At 61.1% G+C, this 14,858-nt stretch carries 23 protein-coding genes; 13 read left to right on the forward strand and 10 right to left on the reverse strand.

The genetic code is table 11. The annotated features are described in order from the left end of the window. Positions 1-14: 14 nt before the first annotated feature. From ATY80_RS23790 to ATY80_RS23830, 10 genes are all read right to left on the reverse strand, one after another. Positions 15-452 (reverse strand): hypothetical protein, encoded by a 438-nt coding sequence (locus tag ATY80_RS23790; RefSeq protein WP_088694773.1) that lies wholly within the window; start codon positions 450-452, stop codon positions 15-17. Continuing rightward, positions 449-709: a hypothetical protein gene (locus ATY80_RS23795; protein ID WP_088694774.1), complete on the reverse strand. Its 261-nt coding sequence runs from the start codon at positions 707-709 to the stop codon at positions 449-451. The genes ATY80_RS23790 and ATY80_RS23795 overlap by 4 nt, the downstream gene beginning before the upstream one ends. Continuing rightward, positions 706-1,875: a phage Gp37/Gp68 family protein gene (locus ATY80_RS23800; protein ID WP_088694775.1), complete on the reverse strand. Its 1,170-nt coding sequence runs from the start codon at positions 1,873-1,875 to the stop codon at positions 706-708. Before ATY80_RS23800 ends, ATY80_RS23795 begins: the two co-directional genes overlap by 4 nt. After that, positions 1,868-2,167, reverse strand: coding sequence for a hypothetical protein (locus ATY80_RS23805; protein ID WP_088694776.1), 300 nt, complete (start codon positions 2,165-2,167; stop codon positions 1,868-1,870). Before ATY80_RS23805 ends, ATY80_RS23800 begins: the two co-directional genes overlap by 8 nt. Further along, positions 2,164-2,427, reverse strand: coding sequence for a hypothetical protein (locus tag ATY80_RS23810; protein ID WP_088694777.1), 264 nt, complete (start codon positions 2,425-2,427; stop codon positions 2,164-2,166). The genes ATY80_RS23805 and ATY80_RS23810 overlap by 4 nt, the downstream gene beginning before the upstream one ends. Next, a complete protein-coding gene (locus ATY80_RS23815) occupies positions 2,417-2,752 on the reverse strand; it encodes a hypothetical protein (RefSeq protein ID WP_088694778.1) in 336 nt (111 codons plus the stop codon). Before ATY80_RS23815 ends, ATY80_RS23810 begins: the two co-directional genes overlap by 11 nt. After that, on the reverse strand, positions 2,752-2,940 hold the full coding sequence (locus tag ATY80_RS23820; RefSeq protein ID WP_088694779.1) for a hypothetical protein: 189 nt from the start codon (positions 2,938-2,940) through the stop codon (positions 2,752-2,754). Before ATY80_RS23820 ends, ATY80_RS23815 begins: the two co-directional genes overlap by 1 nt. Then, positions 2,937-3,110 (reverse strand): hypothetical protein, encoded by a 174-nt coding sequence (locus ATY80_RS29105; RefSeq protein WP_189637249.1) that lies wholly within the window; start codon positions 3,108-3,110, stop codon positions 2,937-2,939. The genes ATY80_RS23820 and ATY80_RS29105 overlap by 4 nt, the downstream gene beginning before the upstream one ends. A gap of 74 nt (positions 3,111-3,184) precedes the next feature. Continuing rightward, positions 3,185-3,379, reverse strand: a complete 195-nt coding sequence (locus ATY80_RS23825; RefSeq protein WP_088694780.1) for a hypothetical protein — start codon at positions 3,377-3,379, stop codon at positions 3,185-3,187. Positions 3,380-3,643: 264 nt separating this feature from the next. After that, positions 3,644-4,330: a S24 family peptidase gene (locus ATY80_RS23830; protein ID WP_088694781.1), complete on the reverse strand. Its 687-nt coding sequence runs from the start codon at positions 4,328-4,330 to the stop codon at positions 3,644-3,646. Positions 4,331-4,427: 97 nt separating this feature from the next. On the opposite strand from ATY80_RS23830, the gene ATY80_RS23835 reads away from it, so the two are divergent. The 13 genes from ATY80_RS23835 (at position 4,428) to ATY80_RS23895 (ending at position 14,857) form a co-directional block, all read left to right on the forward strand. Beyond that, the gene (locus tag ATY80_RS23835) at positions 4,428-4,679 is read left to right on the forward strand and encodes a hypothetical protein (RefSeq protein ID WP_088694782.1); all 252 of its coding nucleotides are present in this window, start codon (positions 4,428-4,430) and stop codon (positions 4,677-4,679) included. A 223-nt stretch (positions 4,680-4,902) separates the two neighbouring features. Beyond that, positions 4,903-5,394: a hypothetical protein gene (locus ATY80_RS23840; protein ID WP_088694783.1), complete on the forward strand. Its 492-nt coding sequence runs from the start codon at positions 4,903-4,905 to the stop codon at positions 5,392-5,394. Then, positions 5,391-6,305: a DUF6551 family protein gene (locus ATY80_RS23845; RefSeq protein ID WP_088694784.1), complete on the forward strand. Its 915-nt coding sequence runs from the start codon at positions 5,391-5,393 to the stop codon at positions 6,303-6,305. The genes ATY80_RS23840 and ATY80_RS23845 overlap by 4 nt, the downstream gene beginning before the upstream one ends. Beyond that, the gene (locus tag ATY80_RS23850; protein ID WP_245306922.1) at positions 6,305-6,535 is read left to right on the forward strand and encodes a hypothetical protein; all 231 of its coding nucleotides are present in this window, start codon (positions 6,305-6,307) and stop codon (positions 6,533-6,535) included. The genes ATY80_RS23845 and ATY80_RS23850 overlap by 1 nt, the downstream gene beginning before the upstream one ends. Beyond that, positions 6,535-7,887 (forward strand): SAM-dependent methyltransferase, encoded by a 1,353-nt coding sequence (locus ATY80_RS23855; RefSeq protein ID WP_088694786.1) that lies wholly within the window; start codon positions 6,535-6,537, stop codon positions 7,885-7,887. The genes ATY80_RS23850 and ATY80_RS23855 overlap by 1 nt, the downstream gene beginning before the upstream one ends. 5 nt (positions 7,888-7,892) lie before the next feature. Next, on the forward strand, positions 7,893-8,180 hold the full coding sequence (locus ATY80_RS23860) for a hypothetical protein (protein WP_088694953.1): 288 nt from the start codon (positions 7,893-7,895) through the stop codon (positions 8,178-8,180). Continuing rightward, positions 8,180-8,842, forward strand: coding sequence for a hypothetical protein (locus ATY80_RS23865; RefSeq protein ID WP_088694787.1), 663 nt, complete (start codon positions 8,180-8,182; stop codon positions 8,840-8,842). Before ATY80_RS23860 ends, ATY80_RS23865 begins: the two co-directional genes overlap by 1 nt. Continuing rightward, positions 8,839-9,321 (forward strand): hypothetical protein, encoded by a 483-nt coding sequence (locus tag ATY80_RS29110; RefSeq protein ID WP_189637250.1) that lies wholly within the window; start codon positions 8,839-8,841, stop codon positions 9,319-9,321. The genes ATY80_RS23865 and ATY80_RS29110 overlap by 4 nt, the downstream gene beginning before the upstream one ends. Further along, complete coding sequence (locus tag ATY80_RS23870; protein WP_189637251.1) at positions 9,318-10,565, forward strand: helix-turn-helix domain-containing protein; 1,248 nt, start codon at positions 9,318-9,320, stop codon at positions 10,563-10,565. Before ATY80_RS29110 ends, ATY80_RS23870 begins: the two co-directional genes overlap by 4 nt. Beyond that, on the forward strand, positions 10,555-11,220 hold the full coding sequence (locus tag ATY80_RS30185) for a transcription termination/antitermination NusG family protein (protein WP_348626663.1): 666 nt from the start codon (positions 10,555-10,557) through the stop codon (positions 11,218-11,220). The genes ATY80_RS23870 and ATY80_RS30185 overlap by 11 nt, the downstream gene beginning before the upstream one ends. Before the next feature lie 283 nt (positions 11,221-11,503). Next, positions 11,504-12,040: a hypothetical protein gene (locus tag ATY80_RS23885; RefSeq protein WP_088694791.1), complete on the forward strand. Its 537-nt coding sequence runs from the start codon at positions 11,504-11,506 to the stop codon at positions 12,038-12,040. A 175-nt stretch (positions 12,041-12,215) separates the two neighbouring features. After that, positions 12,216-12,845, forward strand: a complete 630-nt coding sequence (locus tag ATY80_RS23890) for a winged helix-turn-helix domain-containing protein (protein WP_088694792.1) — start codon at positions 12,216-12,218, stop codon at positions 12,843-12,845. Continuing rightward, positions 12,842-14,857, forward strand: a complete 2,016-nt coding sequence (locus ATY80_RS23895; protein WP_088694793.1) for a terminase gpA endonuclease subunit — start codon at positions 12,842-12,844, stop codon at positions 14,855-14,857. The genes ATY80_RS23890 and ATY80_RS23895 overlap by 4 nt, the downstream gene beginning before the upstream one ends. The last annotated feature ends 1 nt before the right edge of the window (position 14,858 follow it).

The following is a 14,858-nucleotide window of genomic DNA, read 5'->3' on the forward strand; positions in this document are numbered from 1 at the left end:
CAGAAAACCTCGCGTCATAGCGGCGTCTCCAGATGGGCGACCAGCATAGAGACGCGCGGAACGCTGACAGCCATGAAGGCCAAACCGCCGGTCTTGCTGTTGGCACGCCGGCCGTAGACGATCCTGTCTTCCTTGATCTGGATGCCGGGCCGTACCAGGTCGATGTTGTTCGCCAGCGCGAAGCGGCGGGCGGCGCCGGGATTAGCGCCATACTTCTTGTCGATCTGCTTGAGGTTCAGACCAGCGCGGAGATCCGCTTCAAAGCTTTTCCGCTCGAAGAGGTCAAGCAATGTCGGTTCGCGCTCGGGGGCAAGGCCGTGAGCCTTGAGCGTCGCGGTCACATGGTCGCGGCTGACCGCGTAGCGCTTTGCGATGTCTTCACGCGACACGCCACGCTCGATCAGCTGCGCGAGGATTTCCTTGCCTGGAAGTTTGGCGTTGTGGGCTCTCATTGCGACTCCGAAGATTGCAAAACAGGGAAGGGGAAACCGGCGCAGCGATTGACGGCAAGAACGATCAGGCCAGCGATCTCGGTCGCCTCGATGTCGCTACGCTCGCGATTGAGATCGATGACGAAGACGTGACGCCCTTTGGCGTCCATCACGTCGCCGGGTTCGGCGGGATTGAGGCTGAGTGGAAGCTCAAGTTCGCGCGCGGCGAACGCTTCGACCAGCAGCCGGGAGGTCGCGAGGCTGGTGATCGGCGTCATTCTGCCGCCCTCGAAATGCTAGTGGGCAGAGGCGGAAAGGCATCATGCTCGACATCGTCGAGCTTGCGGCCGGCGCGCTTCTTGCCGATGCGGGAAACGGTGTCGTCGTCGATGTCGTCACACCATGCGGGGCGGTAGTGCTCGCCCCAGCGATCCTCTTCCCAGTCGCGATGGTCGAAGCGGCTGATTTCAGGATTGTCGTCGATCGTCCAGCCATCGACTGCGCCAACCTGCGGCGCCCATTCGCCCCATTGTTTGAACAGGAACGGAACGCCAGCCGTCGCGCACTGGTCGCGAAGGGAGCGAACCCAACCCGGGTGCATCGGCCGTGCGTCAGGGCCGCTCTCTCCGCCGGCGACGACCCAGTCGAGCTTCGGAAGGTTGCAATCATAGGCGCTGGCGCTGTCACTGTTTTCGACCCAAGCTTCGCCGGTCAGAGCGTCGTAGCGGATCTCAGTGTCTCCATCGGCAAAGACGATGTTGCGAGGGTCAATTAGGCCTAGCATCGGCTCCGCGCTTATCCAGTGAAGAGCTGCCGATGTTTGAAGAAGATGGGGTATGCGCTCATTTGCGCGCTTCTGGTCTTCTACCGAAACGCCAAGCCAAAGGTTAGGCAGTGGCCATTCGATGTCTTCGATGATGCCTGCGGCACAGGGGGAACCCATCACATCAGCGGCGGCGGTACCCCAGCGCTTCGCGAACTCACTCGGATCGCTTTCGAAGCACCTTTCCATTTCACTGATGTAGGCGAGCATTCGCTCGGGGCGTTTTGTCAGCAGCTGAAAGACATGGCGATTAAGTTCGCCATCTTCGACGGGGCAGTGATGCAGGCGGCTCGCAAGGCCGATTACCGCGAAGACTTTGTCTATCCATGCGTCCGGCACGCTCTCTGCGAATAGATCGGCGTGGGCACAGACAAAGATCATACGCGGACGCGACCAGGTAAGCGGCTGTGTCAGCCACTTTTCATTCAGGCGAACTTCACCATTCCAGACGGGCCCAGCCTTGGTGTCCGAGGTGAGGCCGGCGCGGCTTTCGTGATTTCGCAGCCGCGTGCCGGCGAGCTTCATGGCGTAGCAGTTGGTGCAGCCAGGCGAGACGACGCTGCAGCCCGTGATTGGGTTCCATGTAGCGTCGGTCCATTCGATCTTGGTTCCGTCAGCCATTGGCAGTCACCTTCCGCAATGCCGTCGCGGCCTGCGCGATCTGGCGGTCGTATGTTTCGATCAAATTCACGGCTGCGGCGTAGATCGGCTTGAGGATCGCCTCTGTGGCGCGCCGCTCGCTGCTGTTGAAAAGCGTGGGGTCGAGGACGTGACCGACGCTGTCCATGTCGCGGCTCTCGCGCATGAACTGCTCGATGGTGTCCTGCTGCTGGCGGAGCAGAAGCACGGCCGTTCCGATCGTTGTGTTGAGCGTGTCCAGGCTGGCTCGCGCCTCGTCGCGGGTGCTGATCATGCCGCACCTCGCATTTCGACGCTGGCCGGAAAACCACCTTGCGCGTTGACGGCGAGCACGATCAGCTCGGCGATCTCTGTAACCTGGGCGTCCGGCAGCTCGCGATGCATGTCGACGACGACAAAGCCGCGACCGGTCGCATCGACGATCGTGCCGACGTTCTCGCTCTCGTGTCGCAGCGGCAGTGTGACGTTCTCCAGCTTGAGCGCGAGGTTGAACTTGGCGGCAGGGGAAAGGGCGGCGAGAATTTCAGCCTGCATTGGCTTCCTCCATCCGTTCGATTGCTTCCGTGAGAGTGCGGCGCAGCGGCAGGTCCGCATTGCGGCAACCGAGCGCGTCAATGACGTGGATCATCGCGTGCGCTAGGCCGATCATGGTTTCATCGGTCAGGCCTTCGAAGCCCGATTTGCCGCAAAGATTATCGACGGCGAGATCGATGTTCGCGCCGGCGACGTATTCGAGCGCCTGTGCCACGTGGCGGCGACGGGCCCGGCCCATCTCGATTTCGATTTCTTCGGCGATGCTCGGGCTGAAGTCGTGCGAGACGATGCGCAGTTTCGGCGGGAAGGTCAGGATGTCAGCCATCACATGTCCCTCCACGGTGAGTTTTCCCACGTGTCGTCGACGCGCAATGAGCGCAGACGGCGCCGCTCGGCAAAGCGGCGAACCGCCTTCGAGATCGCGTCGATCGTGAACATCACCACGGCAAAAAGGATTCCGCCGGCCAGAGTACAGCCAAGGGCTGCGAGAACCGTGAACGCCTCGTCCTTCATCGTGTCGCCTGCAGGATTATTGCGTATGGCAAAACCGCGACGATGATGGTCAGCAACGCGAACTCGGCGCGGCGCTGGCTCTCGATCGGCATCCGCGTTACGCGCAGGAAAAGCGATCCCGGTTCCGGCAGCGCCATCGCTACCGGACGAACTGTCCGAATTGTCTGCATGGTTGGAGCCCTTTCGCTTCCGTTTGGGAACCCGCTCCGTTCCTGGTCGGAGCGGTGACCGAAACCGGACGGTTTCAGGCGACGCGGCGCACGGCGCGGCGGGAATGGATATGGGCGGCTTTCTGACTGTAAGCGTCGATCTGCTCGTCGGTGTAGCCGAGATCGCGGAAGTCCTTGCGGGTGAGGCCTTCGCGGCGCTCAAGGGCGAGGTCGGCCATCTCGTTGGCAATGTTGCGGGCGATGGCTGCCGGGTAGGTCTGTGTCTGCACTGGGCTCTCCTTCCCCTCCCGGTTTCGCCGCTGCTCCGGGAGGAGGAGGGAGCAGCGGCGCGCCCCCGATTGGGCGGCCCGGATCTTGGGAGGAGGAGTAGACCGGACAGAGCGGACAATAATGCGGACAAATGCCCGCTGTCAACGACGAGTGCGGCTATTTAACCGCATTGCTGCGGATGTACCTGAAAAGTTGGGGTAAAAACTGAAAGAGCGACGAAGTGATTCGCCGCTCTTTTGTGTTCGTCAATAGGCTTGGTGAGGCTAAACGCCGTAGATCTCGTTTAGCGAAAGCACCTTGTGAATCGCGACGATCGTCGCCCTTGGGATCTCGATCTCGGCACTCGGATTGTGCTTACGGATGGTCACTGCTTCGGGGCCGCGCTTGCTGAGGATGCCGATCGTCGCTTCCATTGATTCGCTGCCGCCCAACTGCACCTGGATGACGACGGCATCGCCAAAGCGTGGTGGTTTGTCAGGGTGCACATAGACCAGATCGCCAGGTTGAAACTGTGGCTCCATCGAGGTTCCCTCGACGTAGAGGGCGTACACATTTCGAGCATTCATCAACGTAAACGGGCGCCTCGCATAGTCTACCGGCTCGGATGACAGCTGAAATGCACCTCTAAGATGCGAGCCGGCTGCCGTCCCCATGACCGGCACATCTTTGGCCATTTCCATCGGAAGTGGCAAGCTGGCAGATGCCGGCCGCACATCAGTTATTAGCGGAGGGTGGACTTTGATCGCTGTGGCATCGGTGGACTCACCAAGCAATACCGTCATCGGTACGCCGAGACCGTCGGCAATCTTTTTCAGGGTCTGACCACGCGGGGAGGCGCCGCCGCGCTCGAACAGCTTACGAAAATAGCTCCGCTCCAAGCCGCTCTTGAGGGATGCCGCCTCCCACGTAAGCCCTTGCTCGGCAATGATATCTTTGAGGATGTCTGTCACAGATTTCTCCATGTGCGGATTATCAGCCGCAGTGCGAACATTGGAAAGCGGTTATTTGATCTTGACAGATGCGGCCATTTGACCGCAATTTGCCGCCATGACCCTACGAGAGCAAATTATCACTCTGGCTGACACCTACGCCGAAGCCTCTGGCATTGGGCGTAAGCGCATGTCGACGATCGTCTTCAATCGCGGTGCCAAACTCGACGACATCGTCGACGGTGGCGACCTTGCGACCGGCACGTTTGAGCGTGCTCTCCAGTGGTTTTCCGACAATTGGCCCGAAGGTGTTGCCTGGCCCGATGCTGGTCCCCTGCCTCGTCCAGAGCCCACGAAGGAGGCCGCATGACTTCCCGTTGTTCCCTGCGCGGTCCTCACCGCGCCACCTCGCGCCGGACTGCACGACTTCCGCCTTCCGGCGCGCTTTCTCTTCGATGTTTCGTCCAGGCATGCGGACCTCCGTGATCTGCTGACGAACTGAACATCGCATTTCTGAACCGTTCCCAACACGGGAAAGCCCGCCGGAAATTCCCGGATCGGGAAAGCCTTTTCTTTGCCTTTCGGAGACTGACATGGATGCCTTCCTCTTCCGCGTGAAAGCGGCCCAACGAGATCTCATAGAACGCTGCGGCGGCATCATGCGCGTCGTCGAAAAGTCCGGCTATTCCAAGAGCGAGGTCGGACGCTGGAACAACGGCGCCGAACCCGACCTGATGCCGGTCGGCGCCATTGCGGTCCTCGAGCGCGACTGCGGTCAGGCGCTCGTCACCGCGGTCTTGGCCGAAACCAACGGTCGCCGGCTGACCGACCCGGAAGAGGGGCGCAAGGCGGAAATCAACGTTCTCACATCGCATGCCGAGCTGATGCGGCAGTCGGCGGAACTCGCCAACGCGATTGCTGTCGCGATCGCCGACGGCCAGGTGACGCCCTCGGAGGCGACCACGGTCGATCGCGTCGCCAGCGGCATGGAGCGGGCGGCTTCGGATCTGCGGGCGGCCCTTGCCGTCATCAAGGCGGCGGGCGGCGGCAAGGCGGCGCTCAAGGTCGTAGGCGGTGACCAATGACCTATCGCAAGATCGATGTATCGCCAGCTGACCGGCCGGCAAGCGTGTCGCCCGGATCTGCCCCGATCCTGCAATGGATCGACGTCGACAATCTTGTTGTCGATGAGGCCTATCAGCGCGATCTGCGCCGCGCCAACTGGTTAGCAATCCGGAAAATCGCCGCCAACTTCCGCTGGTCGATGTTCTCTCCCGTCTTCGTCTCTCCGATCGAGGGTGGGAGGTTCGCAATCATCGATGGTCAGCATCGATCGCATGCCGCGGCGATGTGCGGATTTTCTCAGGTGCCCTGCCAAGTTGTGCACATGACGCGTGAAGAGCAGGCAGCCAGCTTCGCGGCAGTCAATGGCGTCGTCACACAGGTGACGCCCTATCACCTGCTCAAAGCGGGAATAGCGGCCGGCGAAGTATGGGCCGTTAACGCGATGGCTGTCGCCAGCGAAGCCGGCTGCAAGCTCATGACTTACTACGGAACGAAGGACAACAAGAAGCCTGGCCAGATCTATGGCGTTCGCGGGTTCCTTGCCGTCATCGAAAAGCGTCCTCGGGCTGCTATCGTTGCAGCGCTTCGCCACCTTCGTGAGGCTGAAGGGTACGGCGACAACGCTGATATCTGGGATGCATCCAAGCTTTTCCCCGTTGTGATGGCGCTAGCCGAGCGCCCGGCGGCTCTGTCCAATCCAGGTTTTAGGGCGGCTCTCGAGCTTTTCGATTTCTGGGATATGTCCGATCGCGACGAGCAGGAAAGACAGGCCGCAAAACGTCGCGGTGCCTCGTTCCCCGTTAAATCCGAAAGCCTCAGGGCTGGCGTTCTCGAGTGGATCGACAAAGCCTTCCCGGCGCGAATGGCCCTTCCAGAGCCCATGAGCCGCAGGGACGCGCTGGCTCGAATCGGCGCGATGGGTGTCGAATGATGGCAACAGAACCTGGTCTCAGCAGCGCTGGTTGCCGCCTCCTTTACCGTGTACGGCTACACGCCCGGCAAAACAGCCGGGCGTACCCGCTTTCGTTGGACCGCGACCTACGCGGCGTCGCCTCGGCGATCGACGGCGGCTACCTCGTCCGCCTCAATGACGATCCGCACTTCGTCACCATCACCGATAAGGGCGATGCCTTTCTCGACCTCCTCATGAGGTGCGAGTGATGAAGCTGAGCGATAGAGCAAACGACATGCTGCGCCGGGCCGTAGGGGATGGCGTGATTGATTGCCCGGAACCACGCGACGTGCGGGCCGCCAATCGATTGAACGGGCGTCAGCTTTTGTCGCGAGATCCGAAAGTTGGCACCCGATATTACCCCACCGACAAGGCGCGGGACTATGTCGCTCTGCTCGACGAGCTGGGCGAGCCCGAGGATACGCCGGAAGCGCATGCCAACCAGGTCATATCGATCGTCAATGCCGACGCGTCTGGCCTCGTCCAGGTCGTCGATCGGGCGCGCATGCTTCTCGACGAAGGCGACGCCATGGCGGCCCGGCTGCTGGCCTCTGCCGCCTACGATCAGGCTAAGGCCGGGGCGCAGTTCGCAGCACGGGTTGGCGCCAAGGATCGGCTGGTGCAGAAGGCGCGGCGCCTGCAGGCAGAGGCGCTGCTGATTGAGGCACGCGCCAAGATCCTGCTTGCGCAAGAGTGGGATCGCGCCGTCGCCGACGGCAAGACCCTCAAGGGCCGCCCGAAAAGCATTCCGGACGGGAACACTTTTACGGCCGAAGAGGCGGGGCTCTCCCGCAAGGAAATTCACGAGGCGCGTAAGCTGGCGGAGGCCGAGCGGAAGGCGCCTGGGCTAGTCGAGCGGGCCATTCAGGCCCGTGTCGATGCCGGGCTGGAACCGTCTCGCGCTAACCTCAGGGCGGCGGTCGGAACCGCAACGGCGACGAAGGAAGAGCGCGGCAATAACCTTTATGAAACGCCACCCGAGGCGATGCACACGCTGCTCGCCCTCGAAACCTTTACCGCGACCGTGTGGGAGCCGTCCTGCGGAAAGGGCGCGATCGCGCGCATGCTGGAGGCGGCAAGCTATGGTGTCGTGCTGTCCGATCTCGTCGACTACGGGACGGCGGACAGCTTTGGCGAAGTGCAAAGAGAGGTCGATTTCCTGACGACGCAAGGCGACCCGGAAGGCGCCAGCAGCTACGACATTGTCACAAACCCGCCTTACGGGCAGGTGTTGAATGCCTACGTGGCGCATGCGCTGCGCGTCCACAAGCCCCGTAAGATGGCGCTGCTTCTAAACCTCAATTTCGTCTGCGGCTTCGACGACGAGGACCGCAATTTCGCTATGGACGAAAATTCGCCCGCGCGGATCTACGTCTTCACTCGGCGCCTGCCGATGATGCACCGCGACGGCTGGGATGGGCCTGAATCCTCCAGCCGCATGAATACCGCGTGGTTCGTGTGGGAACTGCAAGAGGACGGCACATATGGCGCTAGCGGCTCAAGGCTGATCCGTGTCGACTGGAAAGACTATCTGCCACCAGCGGGGAGCGAGGCGTCGTGAGCGCGATGCTTCCCCTTGTCGATATCCTCGCTGATCTGGCGACGCATGCCGAGCGCGCGGAGTGGCTGACACGCGTGCCCGACGGTGTCGTGTTTCGTGACCACATGGACATCCGCAGTGTGCTTCAGGCGGCCGGCTTTGTGGCTGGCATCGCCTATCTCGATGCGCGGCTCGCAGCCGTGAACTCTGTGCGGCAGCCGGACGGGGCTCTGCCACAGACGCGCATTCTTGCGCTGAACATCACCAAAATCGATCTGAACATAGCGGCGCGGGCGGGCGCCACGGGGGCTTGATGACTGTGAATTCCTTAAGAGTGTTAATCGGCTGCGAAACATCTGGGCGCATGCGACGCGCCTTTACCGAGTTGGGGCATGACGTCTGGTCGTGCGATCTGCTGCCATCAGTCGATGGAAGCAACCGGCATATCATCGGCGATGTACGCGATCTGCTCGGTGATGGCTGGGACTTGCTGGCAGTGATGCATCCACCGTGCACCAGGCTCTGCAATTCGGGCGTGCGCTGGCTCACGAGGCCGCCGAAGGGTCGGGCACTCGAAGAAATGTGGGCCGACCTCGACGAGGGTGCGGCGCTATTTTCAGATTGCTGGAATGCGCCTATCGAGCGTATCGCGATCGAGAACCCTGTCATGCACCGGCACGCCAAGGAGCGCATACGCAACTACCAGCCGCCGGCGCAGACCGTGCAGCCGTGGTGGTTTGGCGACGAGGCATTGAAAGCAACGAGCTTCTATCTAAAGGGCCTTCCCAAGCTCGTTCCGACGAACAAGCTGACGCCGCCGCCGGCCGGAACAATCGAGCGCAATCGGTGGGCGCGGGTGCACCGCGCGCCGCCGTCTGCTGATCGCTGGAAGCTGCGATCGGAGACATATCCGGGTATCGCGGCTGCGGCTGCCGTGCAGTGGGGCGGCTTTGCCCTGCGGGATGTGGCGGCATGACGCAGCCATTTCTCTTTGGTGATGGCTGGATCGAGGTTCGCGACGGAAACGACACGGCGCGTGCCATCTTTGACCGGCATTACAGTCGATACTTTTACGCCGATGGCCGAAAACCGAAGCTTTTCGTCGGGCCCGGTGAAAAGATGGTTCTGTTGACCCATGACGCTGGCGCCGTATGCGTCTGGCGCAAATTCATCAGTGGTGATGGGCAGTCGGGGGTCAACTGTGCGGTATTCCGACGGGAGCGCGGTGACGTTGCCTCCGATCTCCTGTCCTCAGCTCGAGCGTTAGCGGCGGAGCGATGGCCCGCGACCCGATTCTATACCTACGTCGATCCGCGCGGGGTGCGGCCGACGTTTCGCGCTGGGCGGCCAACCTGGGGCCACTGCTTCTATCAGGACGGATGGGTATTCGAGGGGCTCACGAAGAAGGGGCTGCACATCCTGGCGAACTACAGCGCCATCGGAGGTGCAGCATGAGCAACCCACGTTTTTCGATTATCCCGGCTTGGATCGTCACGGATGGCCGATTGAAGGGCAGCGATCTCAAGGTGCTTTGCCTGTTGGGCACTCATACCAATAAGGAAGGCTGGTGCCGGCGCAGCCAGGTCAAGATGGCCGAGCAGCTCGGTTGTGGACGTTCCACGGTGCAGGACTCTCTTAATCGGCTTGCTGACATCGGCGCTGTCGAGAAACGGAAGGTCGAGAGCGCGGACGGTCGCGACAGCGCGCATTGGTATCGCGTCATCCTCGATCGCGCGGCTTCCAGCAATGCATTTGGTGCATGGGATGCAGACGACGAAGAGGAATTTGGTCCTATTTCCGAGACATCTTTGGAGGCACCCCCTGCCGGTATACCGGCACCCCCTGCCGGTCCTGAGGCGGCACCCCCTGCCGGTTCTGGACCGGCACCTATTAACGACAGTTCTCTAACTTCCAGTCCTAACGAAGAAGAGAGAGAGCGCGATCGGGATGATGAAGGGGAAGAAAATCCCAAGGCGCTGGAAAAGCGATTCCGGAAATGGTGGTCGACATGGCCAACTTACGCGACGGACACGGAAGCCACGACGCGACGCGCCTGGCTGGATCTGACGCCAGACCAGCGGAAGGCATGCGAAGAGCGCACCGCCGATTACCTCGCCACAGCGAAAGCTGCCGGACGTAAATTCTCGAAAGCAGCGGCGACCTACCTTTCGGAACGAGCTTGGGAGAGATTGGGGGAAAGGACCGGTGCCATGGTCTCGGCCAATGCTCCGGAGGCCTACACTGCCTATTCCAGGGCAGGGCGCGCACTGCTGCTGGCCGAGCTGCTGAAGCCGGAGCGTTACCTCGCACTCAATCCGATCGAGCAGAAGATCATCGATGATAAGCCGGAGAAGCGAGATCTGATCTGGCGCGACAAGCGGGAAAAGCAGGGATGGCCAGAGGCGTCCAAGCTCATTGACACGACGATGCAGCGGAAGCGCTTCAACGTTCCCACGCGCATCGTGTCGATCGGCCAGAGCTTCGACAAGGTGAAGGTTGGCAGTGAGGTCTGGCAAGCCTGGCAGCGCCTGCACCATCGGCGTTGCTGGCCATGGCTACCGGCTCCGGAGGGGTTGGAATGGATGCAGTTCCCGCGTTTGCCAGATGCAATCGAGGATCTGGACGAAGCGTGTGAACTGGCACTGAGCGAATTTGAGACAGCACTGAGAGAGGGCAGGGACAATGATCATGCAGCGTAAAATCATCATGGCCGAGAAGGTCGACATCAACCGCCTGATGCCAGCGCTAGAGGGAGCGGTCAGCCTACGTCGAATCAACGCGACGATGCTCTCGATGGCATCGAAGGCGAACGTGAAGCGAATCACCGCGTCTGAGCAGGTGAAATCGCACTGGTACTGCCTCCGGGTGAGGACTGGCCGCGAGTTCGCTGTGGAAAAACTGCTGGCCGATGCCGATGTTGAAAGCCTCGTTGTTCGCTCCAATCCCTATAAGACGGTCAAGCGTGGGCGGGTTCGCATGGTCCCGGAGCGCCCCGTAATCATTGGTTATGTGCTCGTCCATTGCGTTCCAACGGCCGCTGCGATGTCTGGTTTGCTTGCGGTCAAGGATGTGATCGAGGTGGTTGGTGGCGCCGAAACACCATATCGTGCCGATGCGGAATCCATCGCTCGATTCAAGGCGATGGCCGAGCAGGGGAAATACGATCACAAGGTCAAGCCGAAGGTCGATTTCCTGCCAGAGGAGATAGTCCGTGTCTGCGATGGACCATTTGCTACGTTTTGTGCCGTTGTGGTTTCTGTGGACGTCGAGGCGTACATCGCGAAGGTCGAGGTTGAGATTTTCGGACGCAAGACACCGGTGGAACTGGATCTTGCGCAGATCGAAAAAATCTGACTACAAATTGCCTCGGAAGATCTGAGATCCCAGCGTGGGCCCAAACAGTCGATGGCTCGATCATCGGCGAATGAAGCGAAAGCTTCAGGGTTGCTTACCGGTCAGACCCAGCCTTGACTGCCTCGACGACGAGGCGCTGATTCAGGGCAAGTGCTACTGCTATGAGATGGGCGGCCTCCGGGCCGCCTTTTTTGTTCAATGGTTATGGCGTTCCATCATCCAACCAATGGAGGCAGCCATGACCTCGCCGCTGTAATGGCGGTATCACTCCGGGAGCCAGCACGTGACAGCAGAGCTTCGTTTCGACGCAAACGAAATACTCAACCTGTCACGTGCAATCCGGGCTTTACCAGAGGGCATCAAGACGAAGGCTCTGGCCAGTGCCATGCGCCGAATGCGCGAGATGGCCCGAAGCCGGATCGTCAAGCGCGCAGCCGAGCACACGAGGCTTCCGCCTGGCGTGGTTCGCAAGATGACGACGGCCCGCTTCAATGCCGGTGGCAATACGCAGGACGTAATTGTCAAATCGGGATGGATACATCTCTACAAGCTGGGCGCGACGCAGACCTCTCGCGGTGTACGGGTTCGGGCGCGAGGGTCATATGCCCACGCCTTCCTCGCTGAAATGGACAGCGGCCATAGGGCAGTAGCCATGAGGGTTTCAGACAAGCGTCTGCCGATCCGTGAACTGTTCGGCCCTAACCCTGCGCATGCCATCACGAATAATCCGGACGTCTACCTCGACGTGCTGGCCGAGATCATACAGGAACATCTTGCTCCTCGCTTGCTGCACGAACTCGATCGACTTCTCCCTCGGTGAGGGCTACTCGGGCGGGTCGACCCCTCGGGCCTCGCCCATGCCCGCCCACCCCCTTACAGGGTCCTCCCTCGGGCCTACCCCCAAGCGGGCCGGGACGACCCCGAAATTTCGCTAGTCACGGCGATCAAAAAACTGACCTGACTCACCTGACTCGAAGGCTGACGACCTGACTCCGATGGCAACCGACGCACAACAAAACCTCCTATCGGTCGACGGCGGTGTTTGGATCACGGTGGCCGAGCTGGCCCGCCGCAAAGGTGTGAGCAAGCAGACGGCTGCCGAGAAGGTGAACCGCCTCGAGGACGAGGGCCGCATCACAACCCGGCGGGAAGGCCGGCGGCGCCTGGTGGAGTTGGCGACCTACGACCGCGCCATTGGCGTTGTCGGGGATGCGGCCAAGGAGATCGGCGCGGAAACCAAACGCGACGATGGTGCTGATCCGGCGAACTCTGGTCTGCGCGACGCTCAGACCGAGCGCGCAAAATATGACGCCCAGCTGAAGGCGTTGGACCTGGCAGAACGCCAAGGCCAGCTCGTTGCGCTAAGGGGCGAGCACGGTCTTGAAACCGCCCTAGTACGCGTGACGGAAGCGTTGCTACGGGACTTGGGCGCACCCTTGAACTGGGTCTCGGAAATCCTCGAAGCGTCGAGGGAAGGCGAGCCGGCCTTGCGGCGGGTTCTCAGAAACAAGGTTCGCGACCAGCGGACGGCGATGGCGCAAACGCTGGCTAAGCTTGCAGGCGAAGCCGCCGAAGCCGAAAAGGCCGGGTTGCAAGTCGACTTTATGTTCGGGGAGGGCGCGTGAGAGTTACGCTGAAACGATCTGCGCTAGCTGTTGTGGCCGCAGCCCTCGCGGCGGCGATCATGCCTGCCGAGCAGGCGACGGCAGTCGACTATGCCCGCGCCAGCATGGTCGTACCGGATGGACCGAAGGCCGGCGAATTGTGGGACGACAGTCTGACGCCCTACATCGTCGAGCCCCTGCAGTTCACGATGACGGAAAGCGGCGTCAACGAAATTGCTGTCCGAAAGTCCGCACAGACCGGTTTCACGACGCTTCTGTTGGCATCAGCCGCTTATCATATCGGGCAAGATCCTTGTCGCATGATGATCGTGCAGCCGACGACTGGCGCGCTCTCGGAGTTCAACCGGGAGAAGCTGACGATCATGCTGCAAAGCTCGCCGGCGCTGCGCAAGCTTGTTCGTGACCAGACCAGCCGCAGCGGCGAAGGTTCGACCGCGCAGGCAAAGCGCTTTCCAGGCGGATCGCTCAAGCTAGCGATCGCCAGCTCGGCTGCGGATCTCCGTTCGTCGACGATCAAGAAGGCGTTTCTCGACGAGGTCAACGAGTATCCTGACGATTTGGACGGGCAGGGCGACCCGATCGGAATGGTCAAGGCGCGCCAAACATCGTTCCTGATGTCAGGCGAGTGGCTGCGTGTGTATATCTCGACACCCACGATCAAGGGCGCGTCGAAGATCGACGATTACTTCGAGGCCGGAGACCAGCGCTACTGGCACATGCCGTGCCCTGGCTGCGGGGAGCGCTTCAAGTTCGTCTTTGACCGGAAGTATTTCCGATTCAACGACACGTTCCCTTACGAGCCTCACTATGCCACGCCCTGCTGTGGTTCAATCATCGAGCCGCACGAGAAGGTCGGGTTGATGAAGAGGGGCTGCTGGGTCGCGGAAAGCCCGCGACCAGGCGCGTATCCTTCCTACCATTTCGACGCTTTGTCGTCACCATTCGTGCCGTGGCACGAGATCGCTGCAGAGTTCTGCCAGTGCAAGGACGATCCACACAAACTCAAGACGTTTTACAATCTGGTTCTCGGTCTCCCCTACGACATGAAGGGCGATGCGCCGGACCACGTCAGACTGATGGAACGCCGTGATCCCGAACTTCTGCGCGGCCGCATTCCTGCGCTCGGGTTAGTCTTTGTGGGTGCCGCCGACGTCCAGCTGAACGGCATCTATTACGTCTTCAAAGCCTTCGGACCTGATCGCCAGTCCTGGCGTGTCGACGCAGGGTTTATCGAGGGCGCCACGGATGATCCTCATGCCGGCGCGTTCTTGAAGCTCGAGGAGCTACGCACCAAGCAGTGGCCGGATGCCTTCGGCCGCCATCGCGCCGTCGACGCGTTTGGCATCGACTCCGGATACCGTTCCCACGTGGTCTACACGTGGGCGCGGGGCAAGGCGGCAACCTTTGCGCTGAAGGGCCTAGATGGGTGGCAGCGGCCGGCGATCGGTCAGCCGTCGCCGGTCGAAATCAACTTCAATGGCCAACGCATACGCAACGGTGTCATGGTCTGGGGCGTTGGCACCTGGTCTTTGAAGGGCGCGTTTTACGCCAATCTTCACAAGGTTGGCCGCGCCGCTGGGCAGGACTTCGATCCACCCGGATACTGTCATTTCGGCGGCTGGATGGATGAGGTCTATTTCCGTCAGATTACGTCCGAGTATCTGGGCGTCGACAAGAAGAGGAAGTTCAAGGGCCTCGCTCGCCGTGTCTGGACGGTTCGCAACGGGGAGCAGAACCACTTTCTTGATTGCGAGGTCTATGGTGATGCTCTCGGCGATTATCTGGGTATCTCCCGGATGTTGCCCGACGAGTGGCGGCAGTTGGCGTCGATGCGTGGGTTGCCTGATGCTGTGATCGATCCTGACCTATTTGCGCCGGCGCCGCTGGTCGTCGCGCAACAGGCGGCGATGCAGAACACGCCGCAACCGGTCGAAATATCTACCCAGCCGACCGCAGATGAAGGGGGCGGCTGGTACTCCTCCGATGAAACCTCCTCCTTCTGGGATCGCTGAA

The sequence above is a fragment of the Rhizobium sp. R711 genome, from assembly GCF_002211365.1.
Lineage (GTDB): Bacteria > Pseudomonadota > Alphaproteobacteria > Rhizobiales > Rhizobiaceae > Rhizobium.

Coding starts and splice junctions, on each gene's coding strand:
- ATY80_RS23855 (WP_088694786.1), top strand. CDS start 6,535: ATGAAGCTGAGCGATAGAGCAAACGACATGCTGCGCCGGGCCGTAGGG.
- ATY80_RS23870 (WP_189637251.1), top strand. CDS start 9,318: ATGAGCAACCCACGTTTTTCGATTATCCCGGCTTGGATCGTCACGGAT.
- ATY80_RS23815 (WP_088694778.1), bottom strand. CDS start 2,752: ATGGCTGACATCCTGACCTTCCCGCCGAAACTGCGCATCGTCTCGCAC.
- ATY80_RS23795 (WP_088694774.1), bottom strand. CDS start 709: ATGACGCCGATCACCAGCCTCGCGACCTCCCGGCTGCTGGTCGAAGCG.
- ATY80_RS23820 (WP_088694779.1), bottom strand. CDS start 2,940: ATGAAGGACGAGGCGTTCACGGTTCTCGCAGCCCTTGGCTGTACTCTG.
- ATY80_RS23890 (WP_088694792.1), top strand. CDS start 12,216: ATGGCAACCGACGCACAACAAAACCTCCTATCGGTCGACGGCGGTGTT.
- ATY80_RS23840 (WP_088694783.1), top strand. CDS start 4,903: ATGGATGCCTTCCTCTTCCGCGTGAAAGCGGCCCAACGAGATCTCATA.
- ATY80_RS29110 (WP_189637250.1), top strand. CDS start 8,839: ATGACGCAGCCATTTCTCTTTGGTGATGGCTGGATCGAGGTTCGCGAC.
- ATY80_RS23850 (WP_245306922.1), top strand. CDS start 6,305: ATGGCAACAGAACCTGGTCTCAGCAGCGCTGGTTGCCGCCTCCTTTAC.
- ATY80_RS23805 (WP_088694776.1), bottom strand. CDS start 2,167: ATGATCAGCACCCGCGACGAGGCGCGAGCCAGCCTGGACACGCTCAAC.
- ATY80_RS23845 (WP_088694784.1), top strand. CDS start 5,391: ATGACCTATCGCAAGATCGATGTATCGCCAGCTGACCGGCCGGCAAGC.
- ATY80_RS29105 (WP_189637249.1), bottom strand. CDS start 3,110: ATGCAGACAATTCGGACAGTTCGTCCGGTAGCGATGGCGCTGCCGGAA.
- ATY80_RS23860 (WP_088694953.1), top strand. CDS start 7,893: ATGCTTCCCCTTGTCGATATCCTCGCTGATCTGGCGACGCATGCCGAG.
- ATY80_RS30185 (WP_348626663.1), top strand. CDS start 10,555: ATGCAGCGTAAAATCATCATGGCCGAGAAGGTCGACATCAACCGCCTG.
- ATY80_RS23790 (WP_088694773.1), bottom strand. CDS start 452: ATGAGAGCCCACAACGCCAAACTTCCAGGCAAGGAAATCCTCGCGCAG.
- ATY80_RS23810 (WP_088694777.1), bottom strand. CDS start 2,427: ATGCAGGCTGAAATTCTCGCCGCCCTTTCCCCTGCCGCCAAGTTCAAC.
- ATY80_RS23835 (WP_088694782.1), top strand. CDS start 4,428: ATGACCCTACGAGAGCAAATTATCACTCTGGCTGACACCTACGCCGAA.
- ATY80_RS23865 (WP_088694787.1), top strand. CDS start 8,180: ATGACTGTGAATTCCTTAAGAGTGTTAATCGGCTGCGAAACATCTGGG.
- ATY80_RS23800 (WP_088694775.1), bottom strand. CDS start 1,875: ATGGCTGACGGAACCAAGATCGAATGGACCGACGCTACATGGAACCCA.